Origin of the sequence: Streptomyces sp. NPDC050704, assembly GCF_040654355.1 — a bacterium.
Classification (GTDB): domain Bacteria; phylum Actinomycetota; class Actinomycetes; order Streptomycetales; family Streptomycetaceae; genus Streptomyces.
Window position 1 is genome coordinate 1 of record NZ_JBFAHW010000135.1, and the last position, 26,754, is coordinate 26,754.

At 71.1% G+C, this 26,754-nt stretch carries 16 protein-coding genes and 1 pseudogene; all 17 read left to right on the forward strand.

Annotated features, from left to right (window positions below):
- A pseudogene (locus AB0I18_RS44515) lies at nt 1-305 on the forward strand (hypothetical protein); the annotation flags it as partial.
- Between the two features lie 145 nt (nt 306-450).
- Nucleotides 451-1,479, forward strand: coding sequence for a DUF4255 domain-containing protein (locus AB0I18_RS44520; protein ID WP_363111506.1), 1,029 nt, complete (start codon nt 451-453; stop codon nt 1,477-1,479).
- A 33-nt stretch (nt 1,480-1,512) separates the two neighbouring features.
- On the forward strand, nt 1,513-3,594 hold the full coding sequence (locus AB0I18_RS44525; RefSeq protein WP_363111507.1) for an ATP-binding protein: 2,082 nt from the start codon (nt 1,513-1,515) through the stop codon (nt 3,592-3,594).
- Nucleotides 3,585-3,896, forward strand: a complete 312-nt coding sequence (locus AB0I18_RS44530) for a hypothetical protein (RefSeq protein WP_363111508.1) — start codon at nt 3,585-3,587, stop codon at nt 3,894-3,896. Before AB0I18_RS44525 ends, AB0I18_RS44530 begins: the two co-directional genes overlap by 10 nt.
- A complete protein-coding gene (locus AB0I18_RS44535; protein ID WP_363111509.1) occupies nt 3,893-10,630 on the forward strand; it encodes a DUF4157 domain-containing protein in 6,738 nt (2,245 codons plus the stop codon). Before AB0I18_RS44530 ends, AB0I18_RS44535 begins: the two co-directional genes overlap by 4 nt.
- A gap of 28 nt (nt 10,631-10,658) precedes the next feature.
- Nucleotides 10,659-11,366 carry a hypothetical protein gene (locus AB0I18_RS44540; protein ID WP_363111510.1) on the forward strand — a complete coding sequence of 236 codons (708 nt, stop codon included), beginning with the start codon at nt 10,659-10,661 and terminating at the stop codon, nt 11,364-11,366.
- Nucleotides 11,363-12,055, forward strand: coding sequence for a hypothetical protein (locus AB0I18_RS44545; protein WP_363111511.1), 693 nt, complete (start codon nt 11,363-11,365; stop codon nt 12,053-12,055). The genes AB0I18_RS44540 and AB0I18_RS44545 overlap by 4 nt, the downstream gene beginning before the upstream one ends.
- A 10-nt stretch (nt 12,056-12,065) precedes the next feature.
- Nucleotides 12,066-12,446 (forward strand): hypothetical protein, encoded by a 381-nt coding sequence (locus tag AB0I18_RS44550; protein WP_363111512.1) that lies wholly within the window; start codon nt 12,066-12,068, stop codon nt 12,444-12,446.
- The gene (locus AB0I18_RS44555; protein ID WP_363111513.1) at nt 12,439-13,578 is read left to right on the forward strand and encodes a hypothetical protein; all 1,140 of its coding nucleotides are present in this window, start codon (nt 12,439-12,441) and stop codon (nt 13,576-13,578) included. Before AB0I18_RS44550 ends, AB0I18_RS44555 begins: the two co-directional genes overlap by 8 nt.
- 93 nt (nt 13,579-13,671) lie before the next feature.
- On the forward strand, nt 13,672-14,208 hold the full coding sequence (locus AB0I18_RS44560) for a phage baseplate assembly protein V (protein WP_363111514.1): 537 nt from the start codon (nt 13,672-13,674) through the stop codon (nt 14,206-14,208).
- A 27-nt stretch (nt 14,209-14,235) separates the two neighbouring features.
- The gene (locus AB0I18_RS44565) at nt 14,236-14,571 is read left to right on the forward strand and encodes a hypothetical protein (protein ID WP_363111521.1); all 336 of its coding nucleotides are present in this window, start codon (nt 14,236-14,238) and stop codon (nt 14,569-14,571) included.
- The gene (locus AB0I18_RS44570; protein ID WP_363111515.1) at nt 14,568-14,954 is read left to right on the forward strand and encodes a GPW/gp25 family protein; all 387 of its coding nucleotides are present in this window, start codon (nt 14,568-14,570) and stop codon (nt 14,952-14,954) included. The genes AB0I18_RS44565 and AB0I18_RS44570 overlap by 4 nt, the downstream gene beginning before the upstream one ends.
- Nucleotides 14,951-18,118: a putative baseplate assembly protein gene (locus tag AB0I18_RS44575; protein ID WP_363111516.1), complete on the forward strand. Its 3,168-nt coding sequence runs from the start codon at nt 14,951-14,953 to the stop codon at nt 18,116-18,118. Before AB0I18_RS44570 ends, AB0I18_RS44575 begins: the two co-directional genes overlap by 4 nt.
- Nucleotides 18,115-21,951: a putative baseplate assembly protein gene (locus AB0I18_RS44580; RefSeq protein ID WP_363111517.1), complete on the forward strand. Its 3,837-nt coding sequence runs from the start codon at nt 18,115-18,117 to the stop codon at nt 21,949-21,951. Before AB0I18_RS44575 ends, AB0I18_RS44580 begins: the two co-directional genes overlap by 4 nt.
- 37 nt (nt 21,952-21,988) lie before the next feature.
- The gene (locus tag AB0I18_RS44585; RefSeq protein ID WP_363111518.1) at nt 21,989-24,133 is read left to right on the forward strand and encodes a hypothetical protein; all 2,145 of its coding nucleotides are present in this window, start codon (nt 21,989-21,991) and stop codon (nt 24,131-24,133) included.
- Between the two features lie 72 nt (nt 24,134-24,205).
- Entirely contained in the window at nt 24,206-25,765 is a 1,560-nt protein-coding gene (locus AB0I18_RS44590; protein WP_363111519.1) for a DUF6519 domain-containing protein, read from the forward strand.
- A complete protein-coding gene (locus AB0I18_RS44595) occupies nt 25,765-26,658 on the forward strand; it encodes a peptidoglycan-binding protein (RefSeq protein WP_363111520.1) in 894 nt (297 codons plus the stop codon). The genes AB0I18_RS44590 and AB0I18_RS44595 overlap by 1 nt, the downstream gene beginning before the upstream one ends.
- The last annotated feature ends 96 nt before the right edge of the window (nt 26,659-26,754 follow it).

Consider the following 26,754-nt stretch of genomic DNA (forward strand, 5'->3'; position numbering starts at 1 on the left):
TCGTACGGGACATGTATCTGGCCGAGCTTGGCGCTGGTCAGCACGCGTATGGGCTTGGTCTCGCCCTTGGGCTGGTACGAGATGTTCTCCAGGACACGGCGGCGGCCCGCGACGCCGTACGGCAGGCGGCGGGCAGGCGGTCCGGGCGTGGCGCCGAGCAGGTGGTGCAGGTGCAGATCGGGAGGCTCGAAGTGACGGCGACGGCGGGGCCGGCCGGGGGCAGCGGGAACCGGCGGCCGGCTGCCGCGGGGCGCCAGGCGGCGACCGTGAGCCTGGCGGAGTACCTGGCACGGGGGCGCGAGTGAGGGACGTACGAGTGAGGGACGCACGACGGGCCGGTGGGACGGATGAGCGGACCGGTGGGGCCGACGGGCGGGCCGGTGGGACGGACGAGCGGACTCGTGCTCGTGGGACCGAGAAGCGGACTAGTGGGACTGAGGAACTGACGTCATGAGCAACGCACTCGCCATCGCCCACGTCACCCAGGCCCTCGCCCTGCTGATCGAGGCCAATCTGCAGCCCGAGATCGACATGGCCGTGAAGGTGGAGCCGCGCAAGCCGCCGGCCGACGCGCCGGCCGAGCCCACCATCACGGTGTTCCTGTACCAGATCACCCCCAACACCTCGCAGCGCAACAACGACCTGGCGACCCGCGCGAGCGACGGGACCCTGCTCAAGCGGCCCGCCGCGGCACTGGACCTGCACTTCCTGATCAGCGCGTACGGCGAGGAGTCGGAGCTGGTCGGGCAGCGGCTGATCGGTTCCGTGGTGCGGACGCTGCACGAGATCCCCGTCCTGCCGAAGGACATCATCGAACAGGTGGGGGAGCGAGCCTACTTGGCGGGCAGCGACCTGGCCGAGGCGGTGCAGCGGGTCCGCTTCACACCGACGGTGATGGACATCGACGAGACCTCGAAACTGTGGGGGATGCTCCACCAGACCCCGTACACGCTGTCGGTGGTGTACCAGGCGGCTCTCGTCTTCATCGAGGGGCGCGAGGTGCCGGTGCCGGCGAAGCCGGTGGAGCGGCCCGCGGTACGGGTGCTGCCGTTCGGGGCGCCTGGAGCGCCGGAGCGGCCGGGGGCGTCCGCCGGGGGTGACAGTGGCGCGCCCGTGCCGACGGAGGGCACGGAGGGCGGGGTTGCCGAGAAGGCGCCCGGCAAGGCGGTGGCGAAGGCCGTCGACGGCGAGGCGCCCGTCAGGGCACCTGCCAGGTCCGGCGCGAAGGTCCCCGCGAAGACACCCGCCAAGGCCGCGGCCAAGGCGCCGGTGAAGGCTGCCGCCGCCAAGACACCGGCCCGCGCCCGCAAGGAGGCGCAGCCGACGAAGGCGGGCCAGGCCGCCAAGTCGGCCGAGACGGGCAGGTCCTCGCGCGGCGCGGCCAAGAACACGGATACCGCGCCCGCCGCACCTTCTGCACCCTCCTCGGATTCCTCGCGCTCATCGGCGGCCGAGGGCCCCGAGGGCGCGGAGAGCTGAGCCGGCGTGGAGACAACGGGGGCAGGTGAGGACATGGGGACGCACGAGAATGGCGCGACGGCCGCCGCGGACGCGGGCGGCAGCACGACGCTGACCGCGGAGATCCGGCGTGTCCTGGCCCGTGTCGACGCGCATGTGGCACGCAGGGCCGAGCCGGGCGCGAGCGCGGCACCAGGAACACCACCAGGAACACCACCAGGAACACCACCAGGAACACCACCAGGAACACGACCGGGAACGGCACCGGAGCCCGACGGCGGTTCCCGTCCGGGCGACGGCGCCGTCAACGACGTACAGCACCTGGCAGGCCCCGCGACCGGGCCGCTCGACGCACTCGTCAGCTGCTTCGGCCTCACCTCCTTCGAGCGGGACCTCGTACTCCTCACCGCCGCCTACGAGTTGGACGCCACGACCGCCGCCCGCTGCGCCGCCGCGAGCGGTGACCCGGAGCGCGCGTACCCCACCTTCTCGCTCGCCCTGGCCGCCCTCGCCGAACCGCACTGGAGCGCGCTGACCCCGGTCGCGCCGCTGCGCCGCTGGCGCGTGGTGGAGCTGGACGACACGTCGCGGCTGACGCTGTCCCGGCTGCGGCTCGACGAGCGCATCCTGCACTTCCTGCTCGGCTCGCCGTACCTGGACGCCCGCCTGCACGGCCAGTTGCGCCGCACTCCGGTGCCGGACGAGCTGCCGCCCTCGTACGACCTGGCCGCGAGCCGGGTCGCGGCGGGCTGGACGACCGGTGCGCGCCCTGACGCGCCGATGCTCGTCGAGGTGGTCGGCGGCGATCTGCGCAGCCGGGCCGACATCGCCGCCGCGGCGGCGGCGCGCTCCGGGCTCGGGCTGTACTCGATGAGCGCCGAGGACATCCCCACCGACGCCGTGGAGCGCGACCGGCTCGCCCGGCTGTGGCAGCGCGAGGCGATCCTGCTGCCCGCCGCGCTGCTCGTGGAGGCCGGCGAACTCGACCGCGACCAGCACGCGGCCACCGACGCGTTCCTGGCCGGGGCCGCCGTTCCCGTCATCGTGTCGAGCCTCGACGTGCGTACGACGGACCGTCCGCACGGCGAGCGGGTGAACGTGCCGCGCCTGGACGACGAGGAGCAACTCGCCCTCTGGTCGGGGGCGTTCGAGGACGTCGTCGACATCAGTCAGGGCGAACTGCGGTCGATGGTCGCGCAGTTCCAGCTGCCGCCCCACGTCGTACGGTCCGCAGCCGCCGCCGTACGCCGTGATCTGCCCGGCGAGGACGAACTCGACGCCGGTCAACTCGCCTGGCGGGCGGGGATGAACGAGGCCCGGATCGGCATGGACGAGCTGGGCCGCCGGATCGAGCCCGAGGCGGGCTGGCAGGACCTGGTGCTGCACGAGCGGCAGACGAGTGTGCTGCGCGAGATCGTCGCGCATGTGCGGCAGCGAGCGACCGTCCACCAGGAGTGGGGATTCGCGGCGACCCTGCGCCGCGGACTCGGCGTCACCGCACTGTTCGCGGGCGGCTCCGGCACGGGCAAGACCCTGGCGGCCGAGGTCATGGCCAAGGAACTCGGCCTCGACCTGTTCGTCATCGACCTGTCCCAGGTGGTCAGCAAATACATCGGCGAGACCGAGAAGAACCTCCGCAGGGTCTTCGACGCGGCCGAACGCGGCGGCGCCCTCCTCCTCTTCGACGAGGCCGACGCCCTCTTCGGCAAGCGCAGCGAGGTCAAGGACAGCCACGACCGGTACGCCAACCTCGAAGTCAGCTATCTGCTGATGCGCATGGAGGCCTACCGAGGTCTCGCGATCCTCACCACCAACATGAAGAAGGCCCTGGACACGGCGTTCATGCGGCGGATCCGCTTCGTCGTCGACTTCCCGTTCCCGGCCGAGTACGAGCGCGCCGAGATCTGGCGCCGCGTGCTGCCGCGGCAGACCCCGACGAAGGGCATCGAGCCGGAGCTGCTGGCCCAACTGACCGTCGCGGGCGGCTCGATCCGCAACATCGCTCTCTCCGGGGCCTTCCTCGCCGCCGAGGAGGGCGACCGGCTGCAGATGCGGCACATGCTCGCGGCAGCCCGCACCGAGTACCTCAAGCTGGACCGCTCCCTGACGCCGGGGGAGGTCCGCGGATGGGTGTGAACAGGGACGTGGGCAGGGCTGCCGCGGGCGGTGAGCCGAGCACGATCCGGGTGGAGATCGGCGAACTCGTCCTCGACGGCTTCCGCGTGGACCCGGACCGGGTCTCCGCCGCGTTCGAGCACGAACTGACCCGGCTGGTCCGCGAACACGGAGTGCCGATGGCGTCCGACGGCGCCCTGACCGTGGACGCGCTGTCCGGACTGCCGCCGCTGCCCGCCGGACTCTCGGCGCGACGGCTCGGCCAGGAGCTGGCGCGCGCGGTGCACGAGGGCCTGAGCGGCCGTGGGGAGGCGACGCCGTGAGCAACTCCCAGACCCAGGACACGAGTTCGGACCAGGCCGCCCAACAGCGCCGCCGCAAGCGCAAGGAGCGCGCCGCCAAGTCCCGTACTCCCGAGCCCAAGGACATCGTCAGCGGCGCCGGACAGCCTCTCGACACCGGCGTCCGAAGGGAGTTGGAGGAACAGCTCGGCCACGACCTCAGCCGCGTACGGCTGCACACCGGCCGGGACGCCGGACAGCTGACGGAACTCCTGGGCGCGGACGCGGTCGCGGTGGGCCAGGACATCTTCTTCCGCGAGGGCGCCTACCGCCCCGGCACAGCGGACGGCCAACGCCTGCTCGCCCACGAGCTGCTGCACACCGTGCAGAACCCGGACGGACTGGGTGCGCTGCGCGCCGGGCGCGAACTGGGCGCGGTGAGTCTGCCGCAGCAGGCGATCGAGCGGGAGGCGGAGTCGGCCGCTCAGGACCTCGTACGCACGGCCGCCGCCCAGGAATCCGCCCCGGAGGTGGAGGCGGGGCAGGCCACGCCCGGCTGGCTGCGGTACGCGACCGTGGACGCCGACCGGAACCGGCTGGAGCAGATCGATCCGGCGACCCTTGTGGACCGGCTGGCGAATTCGGTCGTGCGCTCGCTGCGCGGCGACCCGGAAGACCGCTCGAAGCGTACGCGCAAGCAACTCGCACGGCTGCCCGAGGAGTTGCTCGACGGAGTCCTCGACCGCCTGGAGGACAGGCTGCTCGGCTCGGAGCACGACCGGGTGCTCGACCTGGTCGAGGAGATCGAGGGGGACGGGGATCTTCCGCAGGAGCCTGACTCGTTCGAAGCACCCGCTGTCGAGGCCGACACGGCCGAGGACCTGCGGTTCGAGCGGGAGAGTGAGCGGCGTTCGGCCGAGGAGGAGCGGACGGAGGAGGGCAGGCCCGGTGCGGCTCCGGGGCCGGAGAAGGAGCTGGCCGGTACGGAGGGGGCCGCCGGCTCCACGCCGGAGAACGGGAGCGCCACGCCGGGTGGCGAACCTGAGCAGAACCCGGGCGCCGGTACGGGCACCGGGAGTGACAGCGCGGGGCAGCAGTCGTCCTCGCCCGAGGCGGGACAGGCAGCGAGCGGCACCCCCGGAGGGGCGCAGCAGACCGGCGAGAAGAAGTCCGCGGGCTCCGAGCAGGGCTCTGCGGGCTCCGAGCAGCGCGGGGAAGAGAAGAAGGAAGCCAAGGACGGCGAGGGAAACAAGGCCGACAAGGCCGCTGGGGACGGCAAGGCCGGCAAGGAGGCTGCCGACGAGCGGGACGCCCCGGGGGCGAGCGAGGAGGAGTCCGCGGCCAAGAACCGTCCGGGCGCGGTCGACTCGCTCGTGGCAGGGCAGAAGACGAAGCCGCAGGACAAGGCCGGGCAGCAGAAGCCCACGGGTTCGCCGACCGTCGGCAAGGACATCCGGCTGCCCGGCCCGCTCAGCAGGCTCGACGGCGTACGCGACCAGGATCTCGAAGGCCCTGAGCAGACGGCTGACGAGGATCCCTTCGGTTCCGGGAGCGAGTCGGAGGTCGAGGCCGGGGGCGAGGAGAAGAGCGCCTGGGACATCAAGCTCCAGCCCGAGGACTTCATTCCGGAGCAGGACCCCGACACCTCCGGCGTACCGACCGCGGACGAGGCGGATCCTGGCTCCGCGGCCGGGGCGGCGATGCCGTCGCTCTCCGCGCCTCCGGTGACCAAGGCCGACAAGGTGCAGGCGGAACGGGACGCGGAGGACGCCGAGGACGCGGCGGCGGAGGCCGAATCCGAGTCCGAGGGTGCCGAGGGGCCCGCCGGCGCGGAGGCGTCGGCCGAAACGGCGGAGGTCGGTCCGGGAGACGGGGCCGGGCAGCTCGGCGGCCTTGCGGTGGATCAGGGCGTGACGGCGCCGCCCGCACCGGGCTCTGCGGCGAAGGACCCGAAGAGCGGAGCCGACCCCAAGGCCGGGCCGGTGGCCGCGCAGACGGCGGTGCAGGAAGCCCCGGGCAGGTCCGAGGGCGGCGGTGAAGTGGAGGAGACGGCCGCCAAGGAGGAGAAGGGAACTCCCGCCGGGGGCGAGAAGTCGGGGGGAGCGCAGGAGAAGGCCTCGCCGCAGGCCGGAGGCGGTTCGGGGACGGCCGGGTCCGGGGCCGAGACTGGTCCGGAGCAGAAGACGGATGCGGCCTCGGGCGCGGGCTCGGCGGCTCCTGTGGGTGCGGGCGGTTCGCAGGCTTCCTCGGCTGCGATGCCTTCGGTGGGCAAGGGGGAGCCGACGGCGGAATCGCAGGCACCCTCGTCGGCACGCGACAGCCATGTCTCCGGCAATGCGGCCGGCGGCGGGGGGCAGGGCCAGTCGGCGGGCAATGGAGGCGGGTCGAGCGGGGAGAGTACGCAGACTCCGCCGGCGCAGGAGTCCGCGCCGGCGCCCGCCGCACCGGAACCCGTGAAGTCTGCCGAGGCCCCGGCTCCGGCCTCGACCGAGTCCACTCCGGCTCCCGCACCAGCGGCGTCCGCCGCGAAGGCCGCGCCGGCGCCGAAGGCCAAGGCGGCCAGGTCGGCGCCCGTCGCGAAGGGATCGCGCGGCGGGGGCGGTGGCGGTGGAGGAGGCGGCAGCGCAGCCAAGCCGGCCGCCAAGGGCAAGGGCAAGAAGGACTCGGGCCCGGCCCCGAACCTCTCCCAGGTGTCCCCGGAAGCGGGTCTGTCCACCGCCTCGAACCTCAAGCCACACCAGGCACTTGAGGCCATGGGCGGTGTCGGCGGCTCGGTGGACCGTACCGTCGGCGACGAACACAAGGCGCTCGCCGCCGCGCCGCCCTCGATGCAGCGCCCCGCCGGCGCGCCCCAGACCCTCCAGGGCAAGCCGAAGGCCGACGCACCGGCCCAGTACTCCCAGGATCCGGCCCAGAAGTCCGAGGCCCCCGAGGAGGAGAAGGCCGAGGTCAAGGGCGCCAAGGAGCCCGAGGGCCAGATCGAGGCCGAGAAGGCGGAGGAGCCGGACGGCTGGGACACCTTCAAGATGGCCCTGGGCTTCGGTATCGGCTGGGTCGCGGACAAGCTCGGCTTCGAGGTGGACCCGCAGGAACTGGCGGCGAAGTTCGCCGGGTTGCCGACCAAGGACGAGGCGCTCAAGCAGGCCCAGTCGGGCAACGCGCCCGGCGTGGAGCTGCAGGGCGACGCGGAGCAGACGGCGGGTGAACAGGGTGCCGCGGTCGACACCAAGGGCCAGGAGACCGTCACGACGGGCCGTGACGACGCGGCCCGCCCGATGGGGGAGAACCAGGTCTACCCCGACGCCCCCAAGGAGCAGTTGACGGCGAAGGTGCCCGGCCGGGAGGGCGGCAAGGGTGGTGTGCCCGAGGGCGGCGCGTCCACGGGTGCCGTACCTCCGGAGGCTGCCTCCGAGGTGGCGGAGCACGACAGGGGGCCGCAGTTCAAGGCCGCGTTCAGCGACGGCCAGAAGGGCATGTCCGAGGGGCGGCAGACCAAGGACCGGGACTTCCGCGACTCGCAGGCGAAGCACAAGCAGAAGGTCGACGCCGAGGTCGCGGCGAACACCGAGAGCCAGGCGGGCGAGCGCGAGAAGGCCCTGGGCGACGTCACCGCGCAGCGTGCCGACTGGCGCAAGGAGCAGGACGAGGAGCTCAAGAACCTCGGTACGAAGAAGACCGACCGGCACGACAAGGTCCGCAAGGACGTCCAGGACCGGGAGAAGAAGACCGACGACGACGTCGCCAAGGAGAAAGAGGGCGGCGACAAGAAGATCCGGGACGAGAACACCAAGGCCGAGCAGGACGCCGAGAAGAAGCGCGACGACAGCGTCAACGAGTCGGGCAACTGGATCAGCAAGGCCTTCGACTGGATCAAGCAGAAGGTCATCGAGATCAAGAACGCGATCGTCCGCGTCATCAAAGCGGCGCGGGACGCGGTCATCGGTTTCATCAAGAACTTCAAGGAAACAGTCGAGCGCTGGATCAACGAGGCGCGCAAGTTCATCGTCGACACGGTCAAGAATCTCATCAACGATCTGATCGAATTCGCGAAGGCCCTGGTTCGGGGAATCATCGAACTGGCCAACCGGATCCGGAAGTTCATCAGTTCCCTGATCTCGGCCGCGATCGCCTTGGTGAACCGGCTGGCCAAATTCCTGCGGCAGGTCATCACGGATCTGCTGAATGCCATCGGCAAGTTGCTGGGCAGCATCCTGAGCATCCTGAGGAAGATGCTGCTCGACGTGGTCAAGGCCGTGGTGGCGGCGGTCAAGACGGTCCTGGAATACGCCTCCAAACTCCTCAGCGCACTGGGCGAGTTCATGATGATCGCGGTCGACTTCCTCTCCGACCCGGGCGGCTGGCTGAGCGGCGCCAAGAACTCCGCGGTGGACGGGGCGAAGAACCACCTCTTCCGCGAGGTCCAGACGGCTGTCAAACAGTGGTTCCAGTCGAAGATCGAGGAGATCATCGGCATCCCGAAGGCCATGATCGACAAGCTCATCAAGGGTGGCTTCACCCTGGAGCGGATCGTCAAGGAGACGTGGGACGCGATCGTCCCCCAACTCCCCTTCATCATCGGCGAACTGGTCATCACGAAGGTCATCGCGAAGCTCATCCCCGGCGCGGGCTGGGCGATGGCGGTCATCGACGCCATCCGCACGGCGATCGGTGCCCTGAGCGAGATCCTGCGCGCGATCGGTGCGGTCATCACCTGGCTGAAGTCGGTCCGCCAGGGCGGCGCGGGCATCCTGTTCGCGAAGGCGGTGGCGGCCGGCATCGTCGCCCTCCTCGAACTCGCCTACGAGTTCCTGCTGAGCGGGATCGGCAAGTACGTGGCGAAGGTGGGCCGCCGTCTGAAGGGCGTCGCGGCGAACCTCGGCAAGGAGAAGCCGGGCGCGGGCGGCGGCAAGGGCCCTGCGGGCCAGGGGTCGGACGACCGGGGCGGCGACAGGAAGCCCCAGACCCAGACCGCGGCCCCGAAGCAGCCAGGCCCCGATGGCAGGCCTTCTTCCGGCACCCCGGCCACCACCGGGCCGCGGACCGGTACGACGACCACTGTCCCTGGGAAGCCCACAGCCCCCGCCCCGAAGAAGCCCGCGACGCCCGGCCCGGCCAAGGACGGTGCCAAGGACGCCCCCGGCAAGCCCAAGACCCCCGCCGACGGCAAGAAGCCCACGGGCAACGACAAGAACGGCAAGCCGAAGGACAGGGACGACGAGCGCCCGGACACCCGCCCGACCCCGTCCCCGAAGCCCAAGCCGCAACCGGCCCCCCGCCCGAAGCCGAAGCCCGAACCGGAGACAGGCCCCCGCCCGAAGGACGACACCCGGGGCAAGCCTCAGGAGGACAAGGGCGCCAGCACGCCCAAGACCGACAACAAGACTCCTGACAAGCCCAAGGATCAGGACCAGGACCCCAGCAGGCCCACGGACAAGAACGGCGACAAGGGCACCTCGGGCAAGCCGAGGCCCGACAAGGACGCCCCCGGCAAACCGAAGCCGGACAGGGACGCCCCAGGGAAGCCGAAGCGCGACAAGGACGGACCGGGCAAGCCCAAGGACGGCGACAGCAGGAAGCCCAAGCACACAAAGGACGACGGCAAGCGGAAGTCCGACAAGGACGGGCCGGACAAGGTCAGGCAGGACAAGCAGGAGAAGAAGGACGAGCGGAAGCAGGAGGAGGACTCCCCGGAGTCCAAGCAGTCGCAGCTGAACCGGATCATCGCCCGGATCCGACCTCCGCTCCAGGAGAAGCTCAGCAAGGGTATGGACGAGTCGGTTCACAAGTCCCTGCTCGATTCATGGCGAGTCTGGTACCGCCTCACCAGTCTCAAGAAGACCGGCCATCCCGACTTCAGCGTGACAGCAAAACTCAATCCCTCAGGAACCGTGACCCCTGGATACACCGAAGCTGAAGATCAGCGCACGTACAAACGGGTGAGGCACGCGGACTACATGAAAAACCAGCCCGAACCCGACCTCCCGTATCCCAGGATTCCTGATTTTCAGGACGGTGCGCTCGCCAGGAACTTCGAGGCGGAGTATCTGAACAAGCATCTGTACAAGAAGACCCCGAGCGACACGGGGATCAGCGCGGCCGCCGGTAAAGCGGACAAGCAGGAGCCCATTGGCTTCCGCTACATCAACAAGTACGACCTCAACAGGGACACCAGTAACCAGTGGGTCCGCATGCATCTGCTCACCGAACGTCTCGGTGGGCCGGCCAAGGGGACCAATCTCGTACCGGCGGAGAGTAAAGTGAACAACCCCTTGTTCAAGAAGGCCATCGAGGAATTCCCCGAGAAGGCCCTGTCCAGCGGGGCCAGGGACATGGTCTGGTATCGGATCAACCTCACCTACCACGACGGCGACATACCTGGGTTTCCGCAGACGATCAGTGCGGCTTGGGGTACCTATTCGTATGACCGGGCCCGTAAGAAATGGAACAAGGAACCTGCCATCGCCGGACAGCCACCCTCCTATACGACGCCTCCTCTGAAGAAACCGCCGGCCTACGACGGCGAGAAGAGTCGCGTCTATGTGAACAAGGACACCGCGACCCGTATGTTCCGCATGCTGGATGTGAGTCCGTCGTTCGCCAAGGCTGTAGTGGAAGTCCGTAAGACAGGTCCCAGTGATCCAGGACCCGGCAACATCATCGAGTTGACGAACCGACTGATCGCTCACCCCGGACGGGGGCGAATCCCCGACTTCGTCAGGGGAATCGGTCGGCTCACCAGGCTCGACGCACAGGGAAACATCAGGTACCGAGACTAGGCGACAGGTCGCGAAAGAAGGGGTCGGGATGCGGGAACCAACACATCTTGAGTCGGCACACATCGACTCGTTCAACGAAATTCTCAACAGTGAGTCGATAACTGTCGAGCATGAGGAGTTCAGGGAGCTCGGGGAAGTGGTCGACGCCACGCCGGGCGTTTTCTCGCTACTGCCAGAGTGGAAGGATGTCATCCTTGGGGCCGAGCTCCACAGGAAGACGCCGCGCTTCAACGGCCTGGGCTGCCACTGGAACACCAACGAGGAACTTCCTTCCTTCGGTGGAGAATTCTGGATCACGGATGTTTACGTATCCCTCCTGCAGGACCCTCCGGATCTCGCATGGGAGGGATCGCCCGACGAAGAGCGACGCCTGTTCGAGGAATTCCGGGTCATCGATTCGACGCCCAGTGCCGCGACGGGGCAGATGACGGCGATCCGGGTCCAGCCAAACGTCGACCCGTTGGAAATCTGGTATTTCGATATGAATCTCAACACGGTGGAAGGTTGGGATCGGCAATACGTCCGTATGAATCTGACGTATCCGGAGTACCTCAATGCCTTGCTTCTCACGAAAGGGACTTTCGGATGGCAGTATCTGTACGCCGACGTATCTCTGCGGAGTGAGGGGTTCGAAGGCGTAGTTTATGCGCTGGAGAGCATGATCGAAGTTTTTCCCGACGTCTTTCCCGGGCAGGACTACGCCTCCCTGGCAGACCGTCTCCAGGAGCGCCTGTGACCCGCTACGCCGACATCCCCAAGCCCATACGCTCCGGAATAGTAGTCGTCGACCCCGACCGCGGCACCCCCCAGCGCATAATCGTTCTCCAATTCAACCCCGACACCCTGGAACGCAGTCTCTCTCCCCAATCCGCCGGAGGCAGCGGCGACTCAGGCGGAGGCGGCAGCGGGACCGGAGACAGAAACGAAGCCCTCCGCCTCAAGGGCCCCGCCCAGGAGACCTGGAAGTTCACCGCCGAGATCGACGCCACCGATCAGTTGGAGGTCGCGGCGCCCGACGGCATCCACCCCCAGCTCGCCACGCTCGAAATGCTGGTGCAGCCGACCACGGCCCAGCTGCGCGCCGCGATGCGGCTGGCGAAGCAGGGCACCATCGAGATCAGCCCGATCGAGATGCCCTTGACGTTGTTCACGTGGGGGAGCAAGCGGGTCATGCCCGTGCGGCTGACCGAGCTGTCCGTCAACGAGTCCGCGTTCGACGTGAACCTCAATCCGATCCGGGCCTCGCTCAGCATCGGCATGAAGATCCTCACCGTCAGCGACCTGCCCGCCGGACACCGCGGCGCCGACCTCTACATGGCGCACCTCGCGCAGAAGGAGCGCCTCGCGGCCGCCGCACGGGGCGGCAGCCTCGGCGGACTCGGGCTCACGGGAACAGGCGCCGGCGCACTGAGCGGAAGGGGCTGAGACCCACACCATGCCCGACATCGAGCCCTACGAGAACGCCCTGGACGCCATCCCCGGCGCCCACCCCTACCCCCGCTCCAGCCGCTACCACGACGCGGAGATCGGGATCCACCGCCAGCCGGACGGCACCGAAGTCCGGTACGCCAAGCGCCGGTTGCTGCCACCGCTGGCTCAAGGCGAGGACGACGGCCAGAGCCACACCGTCAGCGGCGGCGAGCGCCCCGACCTCCTCGGGCAGCGCTACTTCGGCGACCCCGCCCAGTGGTGGCAGATCGCCGACGCCAACCCCGTACTCGATCCACGGGAGTTGACCGACGAGGCGGGCAAGGTGATCGAGATACCCCTCGCCGGCGGCTTCCCGCGGGGAGACCGGGGGGACCGGCGTGTTTGACGTGCCCGTGGGGCAGGGCCCCGTGCACATCACCCTCCAGATGGGGCCGAAGCTGACCCGGCCCGTCCCCCAGGAGGTGACGGAGGCGCTGCTCTCCGCCCAGATCACCGCCACCGCCGGCGAACGAAGCGGCTTCCAGCTCGCCTTCGACCTCACCAAGAACGGGCTCATCAGCCGCACCCTGCTCCCGGAGGGCTTCTTCGACCCGAAGACCCGCGTGATCGTCTCCGTGAGCGTGAAGGGCACCCCCGACGTGCTGCTCGACGGGCTGATCGTGCGTCAGGAGGTCGGCGCCAGCAACCAGCCCGGCCACTCCACGCTCACCGTCACCGGCGAGGACCTGTCGCTGCTCATGGACCTGGAGGAGCGGACCGACCGCTACCCCAACCTGCCGCCGTCCGAGCGCGTCCTCGCCATCCTGCGCCGCTACTCCGACTACGGCATCCGGCCGGACGTCTACACGGAGAAGGTGTCCCAGCCCCCGCACCAGGATCTGCGCGTGCACTACCAGACCGGCACGGACCTGCAGTACGTCACCGAGCTGGCCCGCGCCAACGGCTACACCTTCTATCTGGAGCCGGGCCCCAACCCCGGGCAGTCGTCCGCCCGTTGGGGGCCGGAAGTTCGCCTCGGCATCCGCCAGCACGCCCTCAACGTCAACATGGACAGCAACTCCACCGTCGACCAGCTGACGTTCGCCTACGACGGGACCGCGCGAGAAGAGCCGCAGGCCCGCTGGCAGGACCCCGGCACCCGGCAGTCCACCCTCCTGCCCCAACCGCCGATCAGCCCGCTGCGCCCGCCCCTCGGCAAACGGCCCACCCCGGCCCTCAAGCGCAGGACCCTGTCCGGCACCGCGAAGCAGCAACGGGAGCAGGCCGAGGCGGAGTTGCTCGCCCGCGCCGCCGTCTCCGCCGACGTCATCTCGGGCTCCGGCTCGCTCGACGTCAACCGGCACGGCTACATCCTGCAGCCCCGCCAGCTGGTCGGTGTGCGGGGCGCCGGACGGGCGTACGACGGCGACTACTACGTCAAGTCCGTCACGCACAACCTGCGGCCGGGCTCGTACCAGCAGAACTTCACCGTCTCGCGGGAGGGACTGGAAGCCAGGAGCGCCTACGTCAGGCCCTGACCCGCACCGCACGCGTCACCACGCGTCACCACGCGTCACCACGCGTCACCACGCGTCACTACGTAACACCCCACAGACCAGGAGCAGTTCAGCATGGCGGCACCCAGCAATCGCTACCTCGGCAAGTTCCGCGGCCGGGTCGTCGACAACGACGACCCGCTGCACATCGGCCGGATCACCGTCGAGGTCCCGGACGTCCTGGGGGACGAGCCGTCGACGTGGGCGCTGCCCTGCCTGCCGTTCACCGGGCCGCAGGCGGGTCAGTTCGTGGTGCCGCCGCCGGGGGCCGGTGTGTGGGTCGAGTTCGAGCAGGGCGACCCCAGCTTCCCGGTGTGGACGGGGTGTTGGTACGGCGAGGAGGCCGAACTGCCGCCGGATGCCCGCCGTCTCGTACAGCCCGCCTCGCAGGCCAAGCCCGTGGTGGTGCAGACACCCGAGGCGCACAAGATCGTGATGAGCGATCCGCCCGGCGCCGACCAGGGAATCCTGCTGCAGGCCCAGGGTGGCGCGTACATCCGCATCACCAGGGAAGCCGTCGTGATCTCCAACGGCCTCGGCGCGGAGGTCGTGCTGCGCGGCAACCAAGTGGACATCAACGAGGGCCAGTTGACCATCGCGTCGAAGCGATAGGAACGGGGAGAGAAGAACGTGTCCGGGATATCAGGGAACCTGCTCGGCGCCGGTGCCGTGATCAGCTGCCCGCACGGCGGCCGGGCCACCGCCGCCAACACAGCCGCCTCCGCCGTGCTTATGGACGGCATGTCCGTCGCCACGGCCGCGCACGGCTACGTCGTCACCGGCTGCCCGCACACCGTCGGCGGCGTGCCCGCGCCGTGCGTCTCCGTCCGCTGGACGGCGGACGGTACCGGAGTCACCGTCGGCGGCGCGTCCGTGCTGCTCGACACCTCCGCGGCCCAGTGCTTCACGGCGGCCTTCGTGCCGCAGGGGCCGCCCGTCGTCCAGGCCGCGCAGCGAAAGGTGACCGTCCGATGAGCCCGCGCAGCCACCCGCGCACCGACATCGCGTTCCCCTTCAGGGCCGACCGCCGGGGCCGCACCGCGCACGCGGACCGCGACGAGCATGTCCGCGACCTGATCGAGCAGGTGCTGTTCACCAGCCCCGGCGAGCGCCTGATGCGCCCCGACTTCGGCTGCGGACTGCTCGACCTGGTGTTCGCCCCCAACAGCCCCGAACTCACCAGCACCATCGAACTCTCCGTGCACGCCTCCTTGCAGCGCTGGCTCGGCGACCTCATCGACGTGGAGGCCCTGGACGTGGTCAGCGAGGACAACGCCGTCCGCGTGTACCTCTCGTACGCCGTGCACGCGACCGGAACCCGGCGCGACGACGTCTTCGAAGGGAGGACCGCCGCATGACCGGCACGAGTGCGACCACCTCCCGTCGGGCGAAGGTAAGAGCCGCCCAGCTCAACGGAGTTGACACGGTCGAGGTCGGTGACGACGGGCTCACGCTCACCGTCACGTTCCTCGGCAAGGCCCCGCACGGCCTGTGCGCCGAGAACGTACGCATCGACGGCGGCCGCCGTGTCGCAGGCATCGAGGCTGTGGACGTGAGCGTCGAGCGCGAGGAGGACCCCGAGCTCGACGACCGGCTGTACGTCACCCTCGACAAGGCCGGCGACACCTCCCGCTACCGGCTCTCCCTCGTGGAGACCGACCCGTACGGACGCCCCGGCACGGAACCCTTCCGCGGCTTCGACCAGCGCTACCACAGCGCGGCCTTCTCCTTCCGGCCCGACTGCCCGACGCCTTTCGACTGCGAGGAAGAGCCCCTGCACACGCGGGAGTTCCCCGAAGCGCCGGTCGTCGACTACACCGCCCGCGACTACGAGACCATCCGCAAGCTGCTCCTCGACCGGCTCGCGCTCACCACCCCCGACTGGATCGAACGCAACCCCGCCGACCTCGGCATGACTCTCGTCGAGCTGCTCGCGTACACCGGCGACCAGATCAGCTACCAGCAGGACGCGGTGGCCACCGAGGCGTACCTCGACACCGCGCGCCGCCGGGTCTCCGTACGCCGCCACGTCCGGCTCATCGACTACGCGATGCACGACGGCTGCAACGCCCGCGCGTACGTCACCGTGGAGACCGCAGGCGAGCACACCCTGCTCCCGGGCACGTTCCGCTTCGCCTCCGTCGACGTACGCACCCTCGACCCGCACGACCGCCCGGAGCCCGGCACGGTCATCGCCGACGGAGACCTCGCCGAACTCGACGAGCGCGGATCGGTCGAGGTCTTCGAACCGGTCGCCGCAGCCGACCCGTTGGAGCTGCGGGCCGCCCACAACGCGATCCGCCTGTGGACCTGGGGCGGCGAGGTGTCCGCCCTGCCCAAGGGGGCGACCGCCGCCACCCTGCGCGACGAGTGGCGCGACGCGGAGACCTGCGAGGAACGCCAACTCGATCTGAAGCCCGGCGACTTGCTCGTACTGGAGGAAGCGAAGGGACCGCGCACCGGCACCCCAGGCGACGCCGACCCGGCCCACCGTCAGGTCGTACGCCTGACCTCCGTCACCCCCGGCGTCGACCGCATCGAGGACCAGCCGGTCCTGGAGGTCACCTGGGCCGCCGAGGACGCGCTGCGCTTCGGCTTCTGCCTCGCCACCCGCGGCGGACGCGACTGCGAGCCCGTCGAGGATGTGACGATCGCGCGCGGCAACGTCGTCCTCGTCGACCACGGCCGTTCGCTGAACTGGTGCGGCGACGGTCTGCCGGAGACGGTGACCGTGCCGCCCGTGCCCGCCGTCGTCGGCTCCTGCGACGCTCCTGCCTTCGGCTGCCGGGACCACGACGAGGGCAACGCGCCCGCAAGGCTCATCAACTCCCTTACGGACCAGGCCGAGTGCGGCGACCCCCTCACCGCGGACGACATCCGCGAGCTGTTCGAGGTCGTCGGAGAGGACGCGACCGTACGCGCCGGGCTCGGCATCGAACTCGCTGGGCAGCGGCAGGAACGCGTAGTGCCGGGCACGGCGTACGCACAGGTCGCGGCCCTCAGGACGCTGCTCGCGCAGTCCGTCTACCCCGGCATCCAGCCCCGCTTCCGGCCGGTCCTCGGGCGCTCACCCGTGGCGCAGGCCGTACCGTTCCCCGAGCCGCGGGCCGTCGCCACCGGCCAGGCGGAGCGGATCGGCGCCATCCCCGGGCGGGTCAGGCAGCGACTGGTCGAGCTGTGGCGCAGCGCCCGTGACCGCGACGGGCTGAGCCAGGAGGAGATCGCCGAACTCACCGTGATCTACGGCCTGAAGGTCCTGGAACGGCTCGAACTCCGCGTTCACCCCGTCCGCGCCCTGCGTGAACTCCTGTACCGCAGTGACTCGTTGCTCGACGCGAAGCTGCGTCGCGTAGAGGTGCTCACGGCACGGGCCCGCGCGGGAGCGGTCCTCGACGGGCACATCGCCTGGGAGATCGCGCACAGTTGGGGACCGGCGTACGCGGCCGGACTGCACCCCGACGAGCTGGTGCTGCGCGGCTCCGCCTCGGCGGCGCTCCGGCACGACCCGCGCCGGGCACTGCCCGCCGTACGGCTCCACAACGGCGATGGCGACGGTGACGGTGATGGTGACGGAGGCCTGACCTGGGAGCCGCGCCGCGATCTTCTCGAAAGCACCCCCCGGGACCGGCACTTCGTCGGCGAACTGGAGGACGACGGACGGCTCGCCCTGCGCTTCGGCGACGGCCGGCACGGCGCGAGGCCGACCCCCGGCGCCCGGCTCGAACTCCGCTACCGGCTCGGCGGCGGCACCGCGGGCAACGTCGGCGCCGAAGCCATCAACCACCTGGTCATCTGCGGCGACGGTGAAGGCGAAGAGCCGCCAGTGGTGGGCGGGGTACGCAACCCGCTGCCCGCCGTCGGCGGCGTGGAGCCCGAACCGATCGAGCAGGTACGCCAGTTGGCCCCGCTCGACCTGCGCAGGACCCGGCTGCGCGCCGTCACCGCCGACGACTACGCGGCCCTCGCGTCCGCCCTCCCTGGGGTCCAGCGGGCCGCCGCCGAGATCCGCTGGACCGGCAGCGTCCAGGAGGCCCACATCGCCGTCGACGCCTACGGCACCGGCGCCCCCACGGACGTACTGCTCGCCGAGGTGGCCCAGTCCCTGGAGGCCTACCGGCGCATCGGCCACGACCTCGTGGTCGGCCCCGCCCGGCCGGTGCCGCTCGACATCGCACTGACCGTGTGCGCCAAGCCCGGCCACCAGCACGGGCAGATCCTGGCCGAGCTGTACCGCGTGCTCGGCAGCGGCCGGCTCCCGGGCGGACGACTCGGCTTCTTCCACCCGGACGCGCTGACCTTCGGCGAACCGGTCCGGCTCAGCCGCCTGGTCGCCGTCGCGGCCGCGGTGGCGGGCGTCGAGAGCGTCCAGGTCACCCGCCTGCGAAGGCAGTTCCACGAGGACCGAGGAGAGAGGGAGGACGGCGTGCTGCGGCTCGGCCCGCTGGAGATCGCCACCTGCGACAACGACCCCGACCGGCCGGAGAACGGCCTGCTGGCGATATCCCTCGGAGGTGCCCGATGAGCGACAACGACGAGTGCACCTGCGGCGGCACGTGCGACAGCGGTGCGCCCGGTGGCGGCACGTGCGGCGGCCACGACGAGCGCTTGGCGCCCACCCCCGTGCACAACCCGCCCGGCCGCACCGCCCTCGACTACCGCGTCGGCGAGTACGGCTCCTTCCTGGCGGCCCTGCGCGACCGGCTCGCCTCACCCGCGTACCCGGCACTGGGGGGCCTGACCGTCCGGACGCCCGACGATCCGGCGATCGGCCTGCTCGACGCCACCGCCGTCCTCGGTGACCTGCTCACCTTCCACTCCGAGCGGATCGCCGACGAGGCCTATCTGCGCACGGCGAACGAGCACCGCTCGCTCGCGCTGCTCGGCCGGCTGGTCGGCCACCGGCCGCGGCCCGGGGTCGCCGCCTCCACTCATCTTGCGTACAGCCTCGAACGCGATCCGCGTGCCGAGACCCTGCCCGTCGTGATCCCCCGAGGGGCGCGCAGCCACAGTGTGCCCGCGTCCGCCGACGAGGAGTCGCAGACCTTCGAGACCGGCCGTGACCTCACGGCGCGCTGGGACTGGAACGAGCTGCAGGTCCGCCGTCGCCGCCCCTCCCTCGTCACTCCGGCGGACCTGGAGCGCCGCTCCGAACTCTTCGTGGAGGGGACCGCCAACTCCCTGCGGACCGGCGACCAGTTGCTTTTCGTCTTCGGTGAGCAGGCGGGCGGGGAGCGGAAGTTGCTGCCCGTGGCGAACGTACGGGTGGACCGGGACGACGAGATCACCGCGATCAGCCTGCCCAGGTCGGCCCCGCCCACCTTCAAGGAACTCGTCGACGAGGTCCGGCGCTGGACCGCCGAGCCGGAGGCCCCGGGCGAACCCGGCGACGAGCCGCCCACCCCGGAGGTCCCCAACCCGCGCCCGGTCAGCCGCCTGATCGAGGACTTCGACGATCAGGTCCTCGCGCCGCTGCGCACCGACCTGGACGGGATCAAGACCCCGGAGCGCCTCGCGGCCCGCCTCGCCGAGCCGCTCGAACGCCTCGGGGAGGCCCAGGTCCTCGCGACGCCGTACGAGGATGTGGCGGCGTGGTTCGAGCAGTTGGAGGCCGTGCTGGCCGAACTGGCCGAGCGCGCACTGGAGTCGGCGCCCTCCCAGCCCGTGCCGGAAGAGGACGCGCCGAGCGCACCGGTGGCCAAGAGCGCGGCGGCGGCAAGCACGAGCACGGCCACAGGGCAGCGCGACGCCGCCCTCCAGGCCCTCGGTTCCGTCCTGCCCGCGCTCCGCGGCAAGGCACCGGCTCCCGCGCCCGCACCGGCCGCGGGCGCCCAGCCCCGGCGCCCCGGCGCGGACACGGCCCGGCTGCTGTCGGCCCTCAACCCCGGTCTGAGCGGCCTCTACCCGGCCTGGCGGACGGCCGCCGCCCCCGGCACGCCGAAGCTCCTGCGGGAACTCCTCGCCATGCGGGTGACCGCGGCGCCCTTCGGGGCCATGGCCCCGCTCAAGCCCGTCCAGGACGAGAAGGGCCGGGTCATCCGCACCGCGGACTGGCCCCTGACCGGCGCCACGCTCGTCAGCATGCGCGTCGTGTACGACACCGCCGGCAAGGTCCCGGTGCGGGCGGAGTTCCAGTACGTCGAGGGCAGCAGCTCCGACCAGCGCGCCGAGAACCTGCCGGTCGCGCAGCCGGTCACCTTCGCCCTCGGCACCGGCGAGGTCAACCTGTCCACCCGCGCGGGCCAGGACCGTGAACTGAGCTGGCTCAACCGCCGTCCCACCGACTCCCAGGAACCGGGCGTCACCGCGGTCCTCAGCGCGGGCCTGCCCGAACGCACCCTGTTCGTGTCGCGCCCGGGCGAGGACGGTCTGGTCCAGGTGGGCGTGCACAACGGCACCTCGGAGCAGATCGCCCTGCGGCCGGGCGCGAGGGAGCAGTTCACCCACGGCGAGTACGAGGTGAGCCTCACGTACACCGTGGGCAGCGCCGCGCCCCACGTGGAGATCGTCATCGCCTCGAAGCCGGCGCCCACCAACCGCCGCGTGCTGCAACTGGAGAGCGTGCACGACGGCATCACCGTCGGCAGCTGGGTCGCGATCCAGCGCCCCGGCAAGGGAGTCGAGGGAGGCGTTCCCGGCGACGCGAAGCTCGCGTTCGTCACCACGAAGGTGCTGGCCGCCCGCACGGCCGCGTACACCAACTACGGCATCACCGGCCGGGGCACCGAACTCGTGCTGGCCGACCCGTGGTTGGACGAGTTCGACGTCCTGCTCTCGCACATCCGCGACACCACCGTGCACGCGGCGGGCGAGCCGCTCCGCCCGGCCGACGAGCCGCTCGGCGAGGACGTGCACGGCAACGAGATCGAACTCGCCCAGCTGTACGACGGGTTGCGGGCGGGCCGCACCCTGATCGTTGGCGGCGAACGCAGCGACATACCCGGCATCGCGGGCGGCGTCGAGGCCTCCGAAGTCGTCACCATCGCCGCCGCCGACCCCGCCGTCGACCCCCAACTGCCGGGTGACCACGTCCACACCAAGCTCACCCTGACCACGGATCTCGCCTACCGCTACCGGCGCGAGACGGTGAAGATCCTCGGCAACGTGGTCGAGGCGACGCACGGCGAGGGCCGGGACGAGCCGATCGGCAGCGGCGACTCGGACCGTACGAACCAGACGTTCGCGCTCTGGCAGTCCCCGCTCACCTGGCTCGCCGACGACAACCCCCTCGGCGCCACACCCGCCCTTGAGGTGAGGGTCGACGGAGTGCGCTGGCACGAGGTCGACAGCCTCGCCGGGCGGGGACCGCGCGAGCGCGTCTACATCACCGGCACCACCGCCGACGGCCGCACCACCGTGACCTTCGGCGACGGCGTGCACGGCGCGCGCCTGCCCAGCGGCCACGAGAACATCAGGGCCCGCTACCGCTTCGGCAGCGGCAAGGCCGCCAACGTCGCCGCGGGCCGTATCACCCAGGCCCTCACCCGCCCTCTCGGCGTCACCGCGGTCACCAACCCCCGCCCCGCCACGGGCGGCGCCGACGCGGACGGGCCAGGACTGACGCGGCGTACGGTACCGCTGGCCGTCTCGGCCCTGGACCGCCTGGTGTCGGAGGCCGACTACGAGGACTTCGCGCGCTCCCGGGCCGGCATCGGCCGGGCCGCCGCGCGCGAACTCTTCGACGGACGCCGCCGCGTGCTGCACGTGACGGTCGCGGGCACGGACGACGTGCCCATCGCCGAGGACTCGGACCTCCTCAGGGCCCTGCGCGGCGCCCTCACCGAGTACGGCGACACGAACCTCCCGGTCCGCGTGGACGTACGCGAACTCGTCGCGCTGCTCGTGTCCGCGAACGTGAAGGTGGCACCCGACCACACCTGGCAGCTCGTCGAACCACGCCTGCGCCAGGCCCTGCTGCGCCGACTCGGCTACGAGGGACGGGAGTTGGGCCGACCGGCCCGGCTGTCGGACGTCCTGGCCACGGCACATCAGGTCCCCGGCGTCGACTACATCGACGTCGACGTCTTCACCGGCGTACCCGCCTCCGCGACCGCCGCGGAGCTCACCAGGCTGCTCGCCGACCCGGGCGTACCGAAGGCGTCGGTCCCGGCGCGCGGGGCCACGTACGACGAGAAGATCCACACCGTCCGCAAGAAGGACGGCGAGACGCTGTCGGCGATCTGCGCCCGCTACGGGATCCCGCTCGCCGAACTCCTGCGCCTGAACCCCGACATCACCGACACCCGCCGCCTGGCGAAGGGCCGTTCGGTGTTCGTCTTCCGCGGCATCCGCCCGGCCCAGCTCGCACTGCTGTCGCCGAAGGCCGCGGACACCCTGATTCTGACGGAGGTCAAGTGATGTTCCCGGACACCCAGTTCGAGACGGAGGCCGTGTGATGTCCAGGGAACCGGACGGACTCGCCGAACTGCTCCCGCAGTGGCACCGGTTGCGGGACGCCCAGGAGGGTGAACCGCTGCGCGCCCTGCTCGCCGTCATGGCCGAGCAGCTCGACCTCGTACGCACCGGAGTCGAGCAGGGCTACGAGGACCTGTTCGTCGAGACGGCGGCCCTCTGGGTGCTGCCGTACCTCGGCGACCTGGTCGGGTACCGGACGCTGCCGGGCTACGAGCGTGTGCTCAGCACCGGTCTGCGCGGCGGGAGTTCGGCCGCGCTCACAGAGGCGGTCGCACCGCGCCGCGACGTGGCGGCCACCGTCGCCAACCGCCGCCGCAAGGGCACACTCCACCTCCTGGAGGAGATCTCGGAGCAGGTGGCGGGCTGGCCCGCACGGGCCGTGGAGCTCTCCCGCCAGGTCTCCCACCAGCAACCGGTGAAGCTCTACGGGACCGGGGGCGGCGCCCACCGCGGCACACGCGGCCGGCTCGCCGACCTCAGGGACGGCTCGGCGCTCGACCTGGCGGGCAGCCCCTTCGGCGAGGTGGCCCGCTCGGCCGACGTGCGCAGGGCCGACTCCCGCTACCGGCAAGGGGGTTGGACCCCGGCCGGCGTCGGACTCTTCGTATGGCGGCTGAAGGCGTACTCGCTGACGTCCTCACCGGCGTACTGCATCGACCGGGCCCGCAACCTGTACACCTTCTCCATCCTCGGCAACGACACCCCGCTGGTCACCAAGCCGGTCCCGGAGCCGTCGGCCACGCACATCGCTGCGATCGACAACGTCCCGGCGTTCATCGGCCGCCACCAGCTCCACGACCGCCTCGCCGACTACTACGGCCCCGGCAAGAGCTTCGTGATCCGGCGCGACGGCGAGGACAAGCCCGTACCGCCCTCCGACATCGTGGTCGCCGACCTGTCGGACTGGCGCTACCGGCCCAAGCGGGGCCAGGTCGCGGTCGACCCCGAGCTCGGCCGGATCGCGTTCGGCTCGCGGTCCGCGCCCCGGCAGGGCGTGTGGGTCGACTACCACTACGGGTCCGGCGCCGACATGGGCGGCGGCGAGTACGTACGGGACCGCGAGCCCCGCCCGGACGCGGCCTTCTACCGGGTCGGCCCGGGGGAGACGTACCGGCAGATCATGGACGCGTACCGGGACTGGCAGAACGACCGCCGGGCGGGCCGCTGCGGGCCCGAGGGCATCATCGAGATCACGCACAGCGGCGCCTACCAGGAGCAGCTGGACTTCGACCTCGACCCGGGCGACCGCCTCGAACTGCGCGCGGCCGAGGGCGCCCGGCCGGTGATCCGCCTCCTCGACTGGTACAGCAACCGCCCCGACGCCCTCAACATCCGTGCCGTGTCGGAGGACTGCGCGCCCGGCGAGCGGCCGCGGATCGTGCTCGACGGACTGCTGGTCGCCGGTCGCGGCATCAACGTCACGGGCGAGATGGGCGCGGTCGTCGTACGCCACTCGACGCTCGTGCCCGGCTGGTCCCTGGAGCCGGAGTGCGACCCGCACTCGCCCGAGGAGCCGAGCATCGTCCTGGACCGCACCACCGCGTGCCTCCAGGTCGAGCACAGCATCCTCGGCACGATCGAGGTCATCGGCGACGAGGTCTCCGAGGAACCCCTCGACATCCATCTGCGCGACAGCATCCTGGACGCCACCGCCGACGACCGGGAGGCACTCTCCGCCCCCGACTGCCGGCACGCCCACGCCGTCCTGCACCTGCACCGGACCACCGTGATCGGCGAGATCCACACGCACGCCGTACAGATCGCCGAGAACTCGGTCTTCACCGGACGGCTGCACGTGGCCCGGCGCGGCATCGGCTGCCTGCGCTTCTCGTACGTCCCCAGCGGTTCGCGCACCCCGCGCCGGTACCGCTGCCAGCCCGATCTGGCCGGCCCGGCCCAAGCCGCCCGCGTACGACCGCTGTTCACGTCACAGCGCTACGGGACGCCCTGGTACGGGCTGTTGGCCGACCGGTGTGCCGAGGAGATCCGGCGCGGCGCGGAGGACGGCGCCGAACTCGGCGCCTTCCACGACCTGTACCGGCCGCAGCGCGAGGACAGTCTGCGGGCGCGGCTCGCGGAGTACACGCCCGCGGGGACGGACGCGGGGATCTTCTTCGTGACCTGAGCCCCTCCCCGCCAGCATCCGACGAGCCTTTCGAACCCGCACGCATATTCCTGAACCTGGGGGACTCCCTTCATGCACGCAGATCTCTCCCGCTCCACGTTCCGCCCGGAGCGGCACTACTCGGCGGTCATAGCCCAGCAGGGCCGCGTCCAGCTCGACGCCGATGCCAACGAGCAGACCGCCATCCAGCTCCACACGGCCCGCACCCTCACCGCCGACCTGATCGGCCCGCACGGCGGTCCTCGCGACGCCGCCGGATTCCGGATCGAGTACGTCGGCGGCAAGCACGACATCGACACCCTGTACATCCACGGCGGCCGCTACTACGTCGACGGCATCCTGTGCGACGCGGACCGGCCGGACCTCGGCACCCCCGTGCCGGACGCGGACGCCGACGCCGACGAGTCGACCGCCGCGCAGCCGCCCGCGTACTGGACCTACTGGGACCAGCCGGACGGCTTCCGCGACCCGGAGAAGCCCGGCGACCGGCTGCCCTCGCCCGCCCAGGAGCCGTTCCTCGTCTACCTGAACGTGTGGGAGCGCTCGGTCACCGCCGCCGAGGACCCGGCGCTGCGCGAGGTCGCGCTCGGCACGGCGATGCCGGACACCGCCGCGCGCGCCAAGGTCGTCTGGCAGGTCCTGCCGCTGGCCCTCGCCGAGCTGGAGACCGAGGAGAGCGACCCGTCCAAGGAAGTGGTCCGCGCGGCCTTCGCGCGCTGGGCGCAGCAGCAGGCCGCCTCCTCGGCCCGGCTCGCGGCCCGCGCCGAGCGGCCCGACCACGCCGACGAGGACCCGTGCCTGGTCAAGCCGGACGCCCGCTACCGGGGCCCGGAGAACCAGCTGTACCGGGTGGAGGTCCACGAGGGCGGCGAGGCGAAGGACGCCACGTTCAAGTGGTCCCGGGAGAACGGCTCCGTGGTCTTCGCGGTCGACGAACTCGACGGCACCTGGGTGCAGTTGGCGTCCCTCGGGCATGACGACAAGCTGGACCTGGACGTCGGTGACCGGGTCGAGTTCACGGACACGGCCTACGCCTCCCGCCTCGAACCCCTCCCCTTGCTCCGGGTCGAGGAACTGGACCTGCCGGGCCGCCGCGTACGCCTGTCCGCCGAACCGGAGCCGGGCGTCGGACGCCTGCCCCACCTGCACCCGGTGCTGCGCCGCTGGGACCACCACGAGGGCCCGAAGCGCAAGGGCCGCACCCCCGCCCTGCGGAACGGGGCGGTCCGGGTGGAGGAGGGGGAGTGGCTGCCCCTGGAGGACGGCATCGAGGTCTACTTCGCCAAGGGCGGCACGTACCGCACCGGCGACCACTGGATCGTGCCCGCCCGCACGGCCACCGGCGGCGTCGAATGGCCGGTGAACGCGGCGCGCAAGCCCCTGCTCAGGGCCCCGGCCGGCATCGCCCGCCACTTCGCGCCCCTCGCCCTGGTGAAGGGCGAGGGCGGCACCGTCGACCTGCGCCTCGCCTTCGGCCCGCTCGCCAGCAGCATCCCGGCGGCGGACGAGGCGACGCTCGCCGCGGAGGCCAGGGCCCGCGAGGAAGAGGAGAACGCGGCGGACAGCCCGTCCCCAGGGAGCCGGTCGCAGACCACTGCGGAGGCGGAGGCAGCCGCGGAAGGAGACAACTGATGGCCAAGCCACTGACCGCGTCGAAGCTGGTGGAGATCCTGCGCGCGGAGGGCCTGACGGTCCACGAGGTACGCAACTGGCGCCGTCACAACCGCAATTCGAAGGGCCCCTGGGGTCCGATGAACGGCGTGATGATCCACCACACCGTCACCTCCGGCACCAGCGCCTCCGTCGACATCTGCTACGACGGCTACTCGGGCCTGCCCGGGCCCCTGTGCCACGGCGTCATCGACAAGAAGGGCCATGTCCACCTGGTGGGCAACGGCCGCGCCAACCACGCGGGCCTCGGCGACGGCGACGTCCTGCGCGCCGTGATCAACGAGTCGAAGCTGCCGTCCGACAACGAGGCCGACACCGACGGCAACCGCCACTTCTACGGCTTCGAGTGCATCAACCTCGGCAACGGCAAGGACCCCTGGCCCGAGGCGCAGAAGGAGGCCATCGAGAAGGTCTCCGCCGCGATCTGCCGCGCCCACGGCTGGACCGAGCGCTCCGTCATCGGCCACAAGGAGTGGCAGCCGGGCAAGACGGACCCGCGCGGTTTCACGATGGACGGCATGCGCAAGCGCATCCGCGAGCGGCTGGGCGGCAAGGCCGACAGCGGGAAACCCGCCCCCGAGCCGAAGCCCGAACAGCCCAAACCGTCGTACGAGCCGTTCCCGGGCGGCGGCTTCTTCCACATAGGCCAGAAGTCCCCGATCATCACGGCCATGGGCCGCCGCCTGGTCGCCGAGGGCTGCGGCCGCTACGAGGTCGGCCCGAGCCCCGAGTGGTCCGACGCCGACCGCAAGTCCTACGCCGCCTGGCAGGAAAAGCTCCACTTCAAGGGCAAGGACGCGGACGGCATCCCGGGCAAGACCAGCTGGGACAAGTTGAAGGTGCCCAGGTCCTAGCAAGCCCTAGCGTTGAATGGGCCCCCGCGCCCCGCCCCTTAAGGGGCGCGGGGCTGTGTCGATATGCGGCTCCGCCGCGTGGGCGCGACCAGCCAC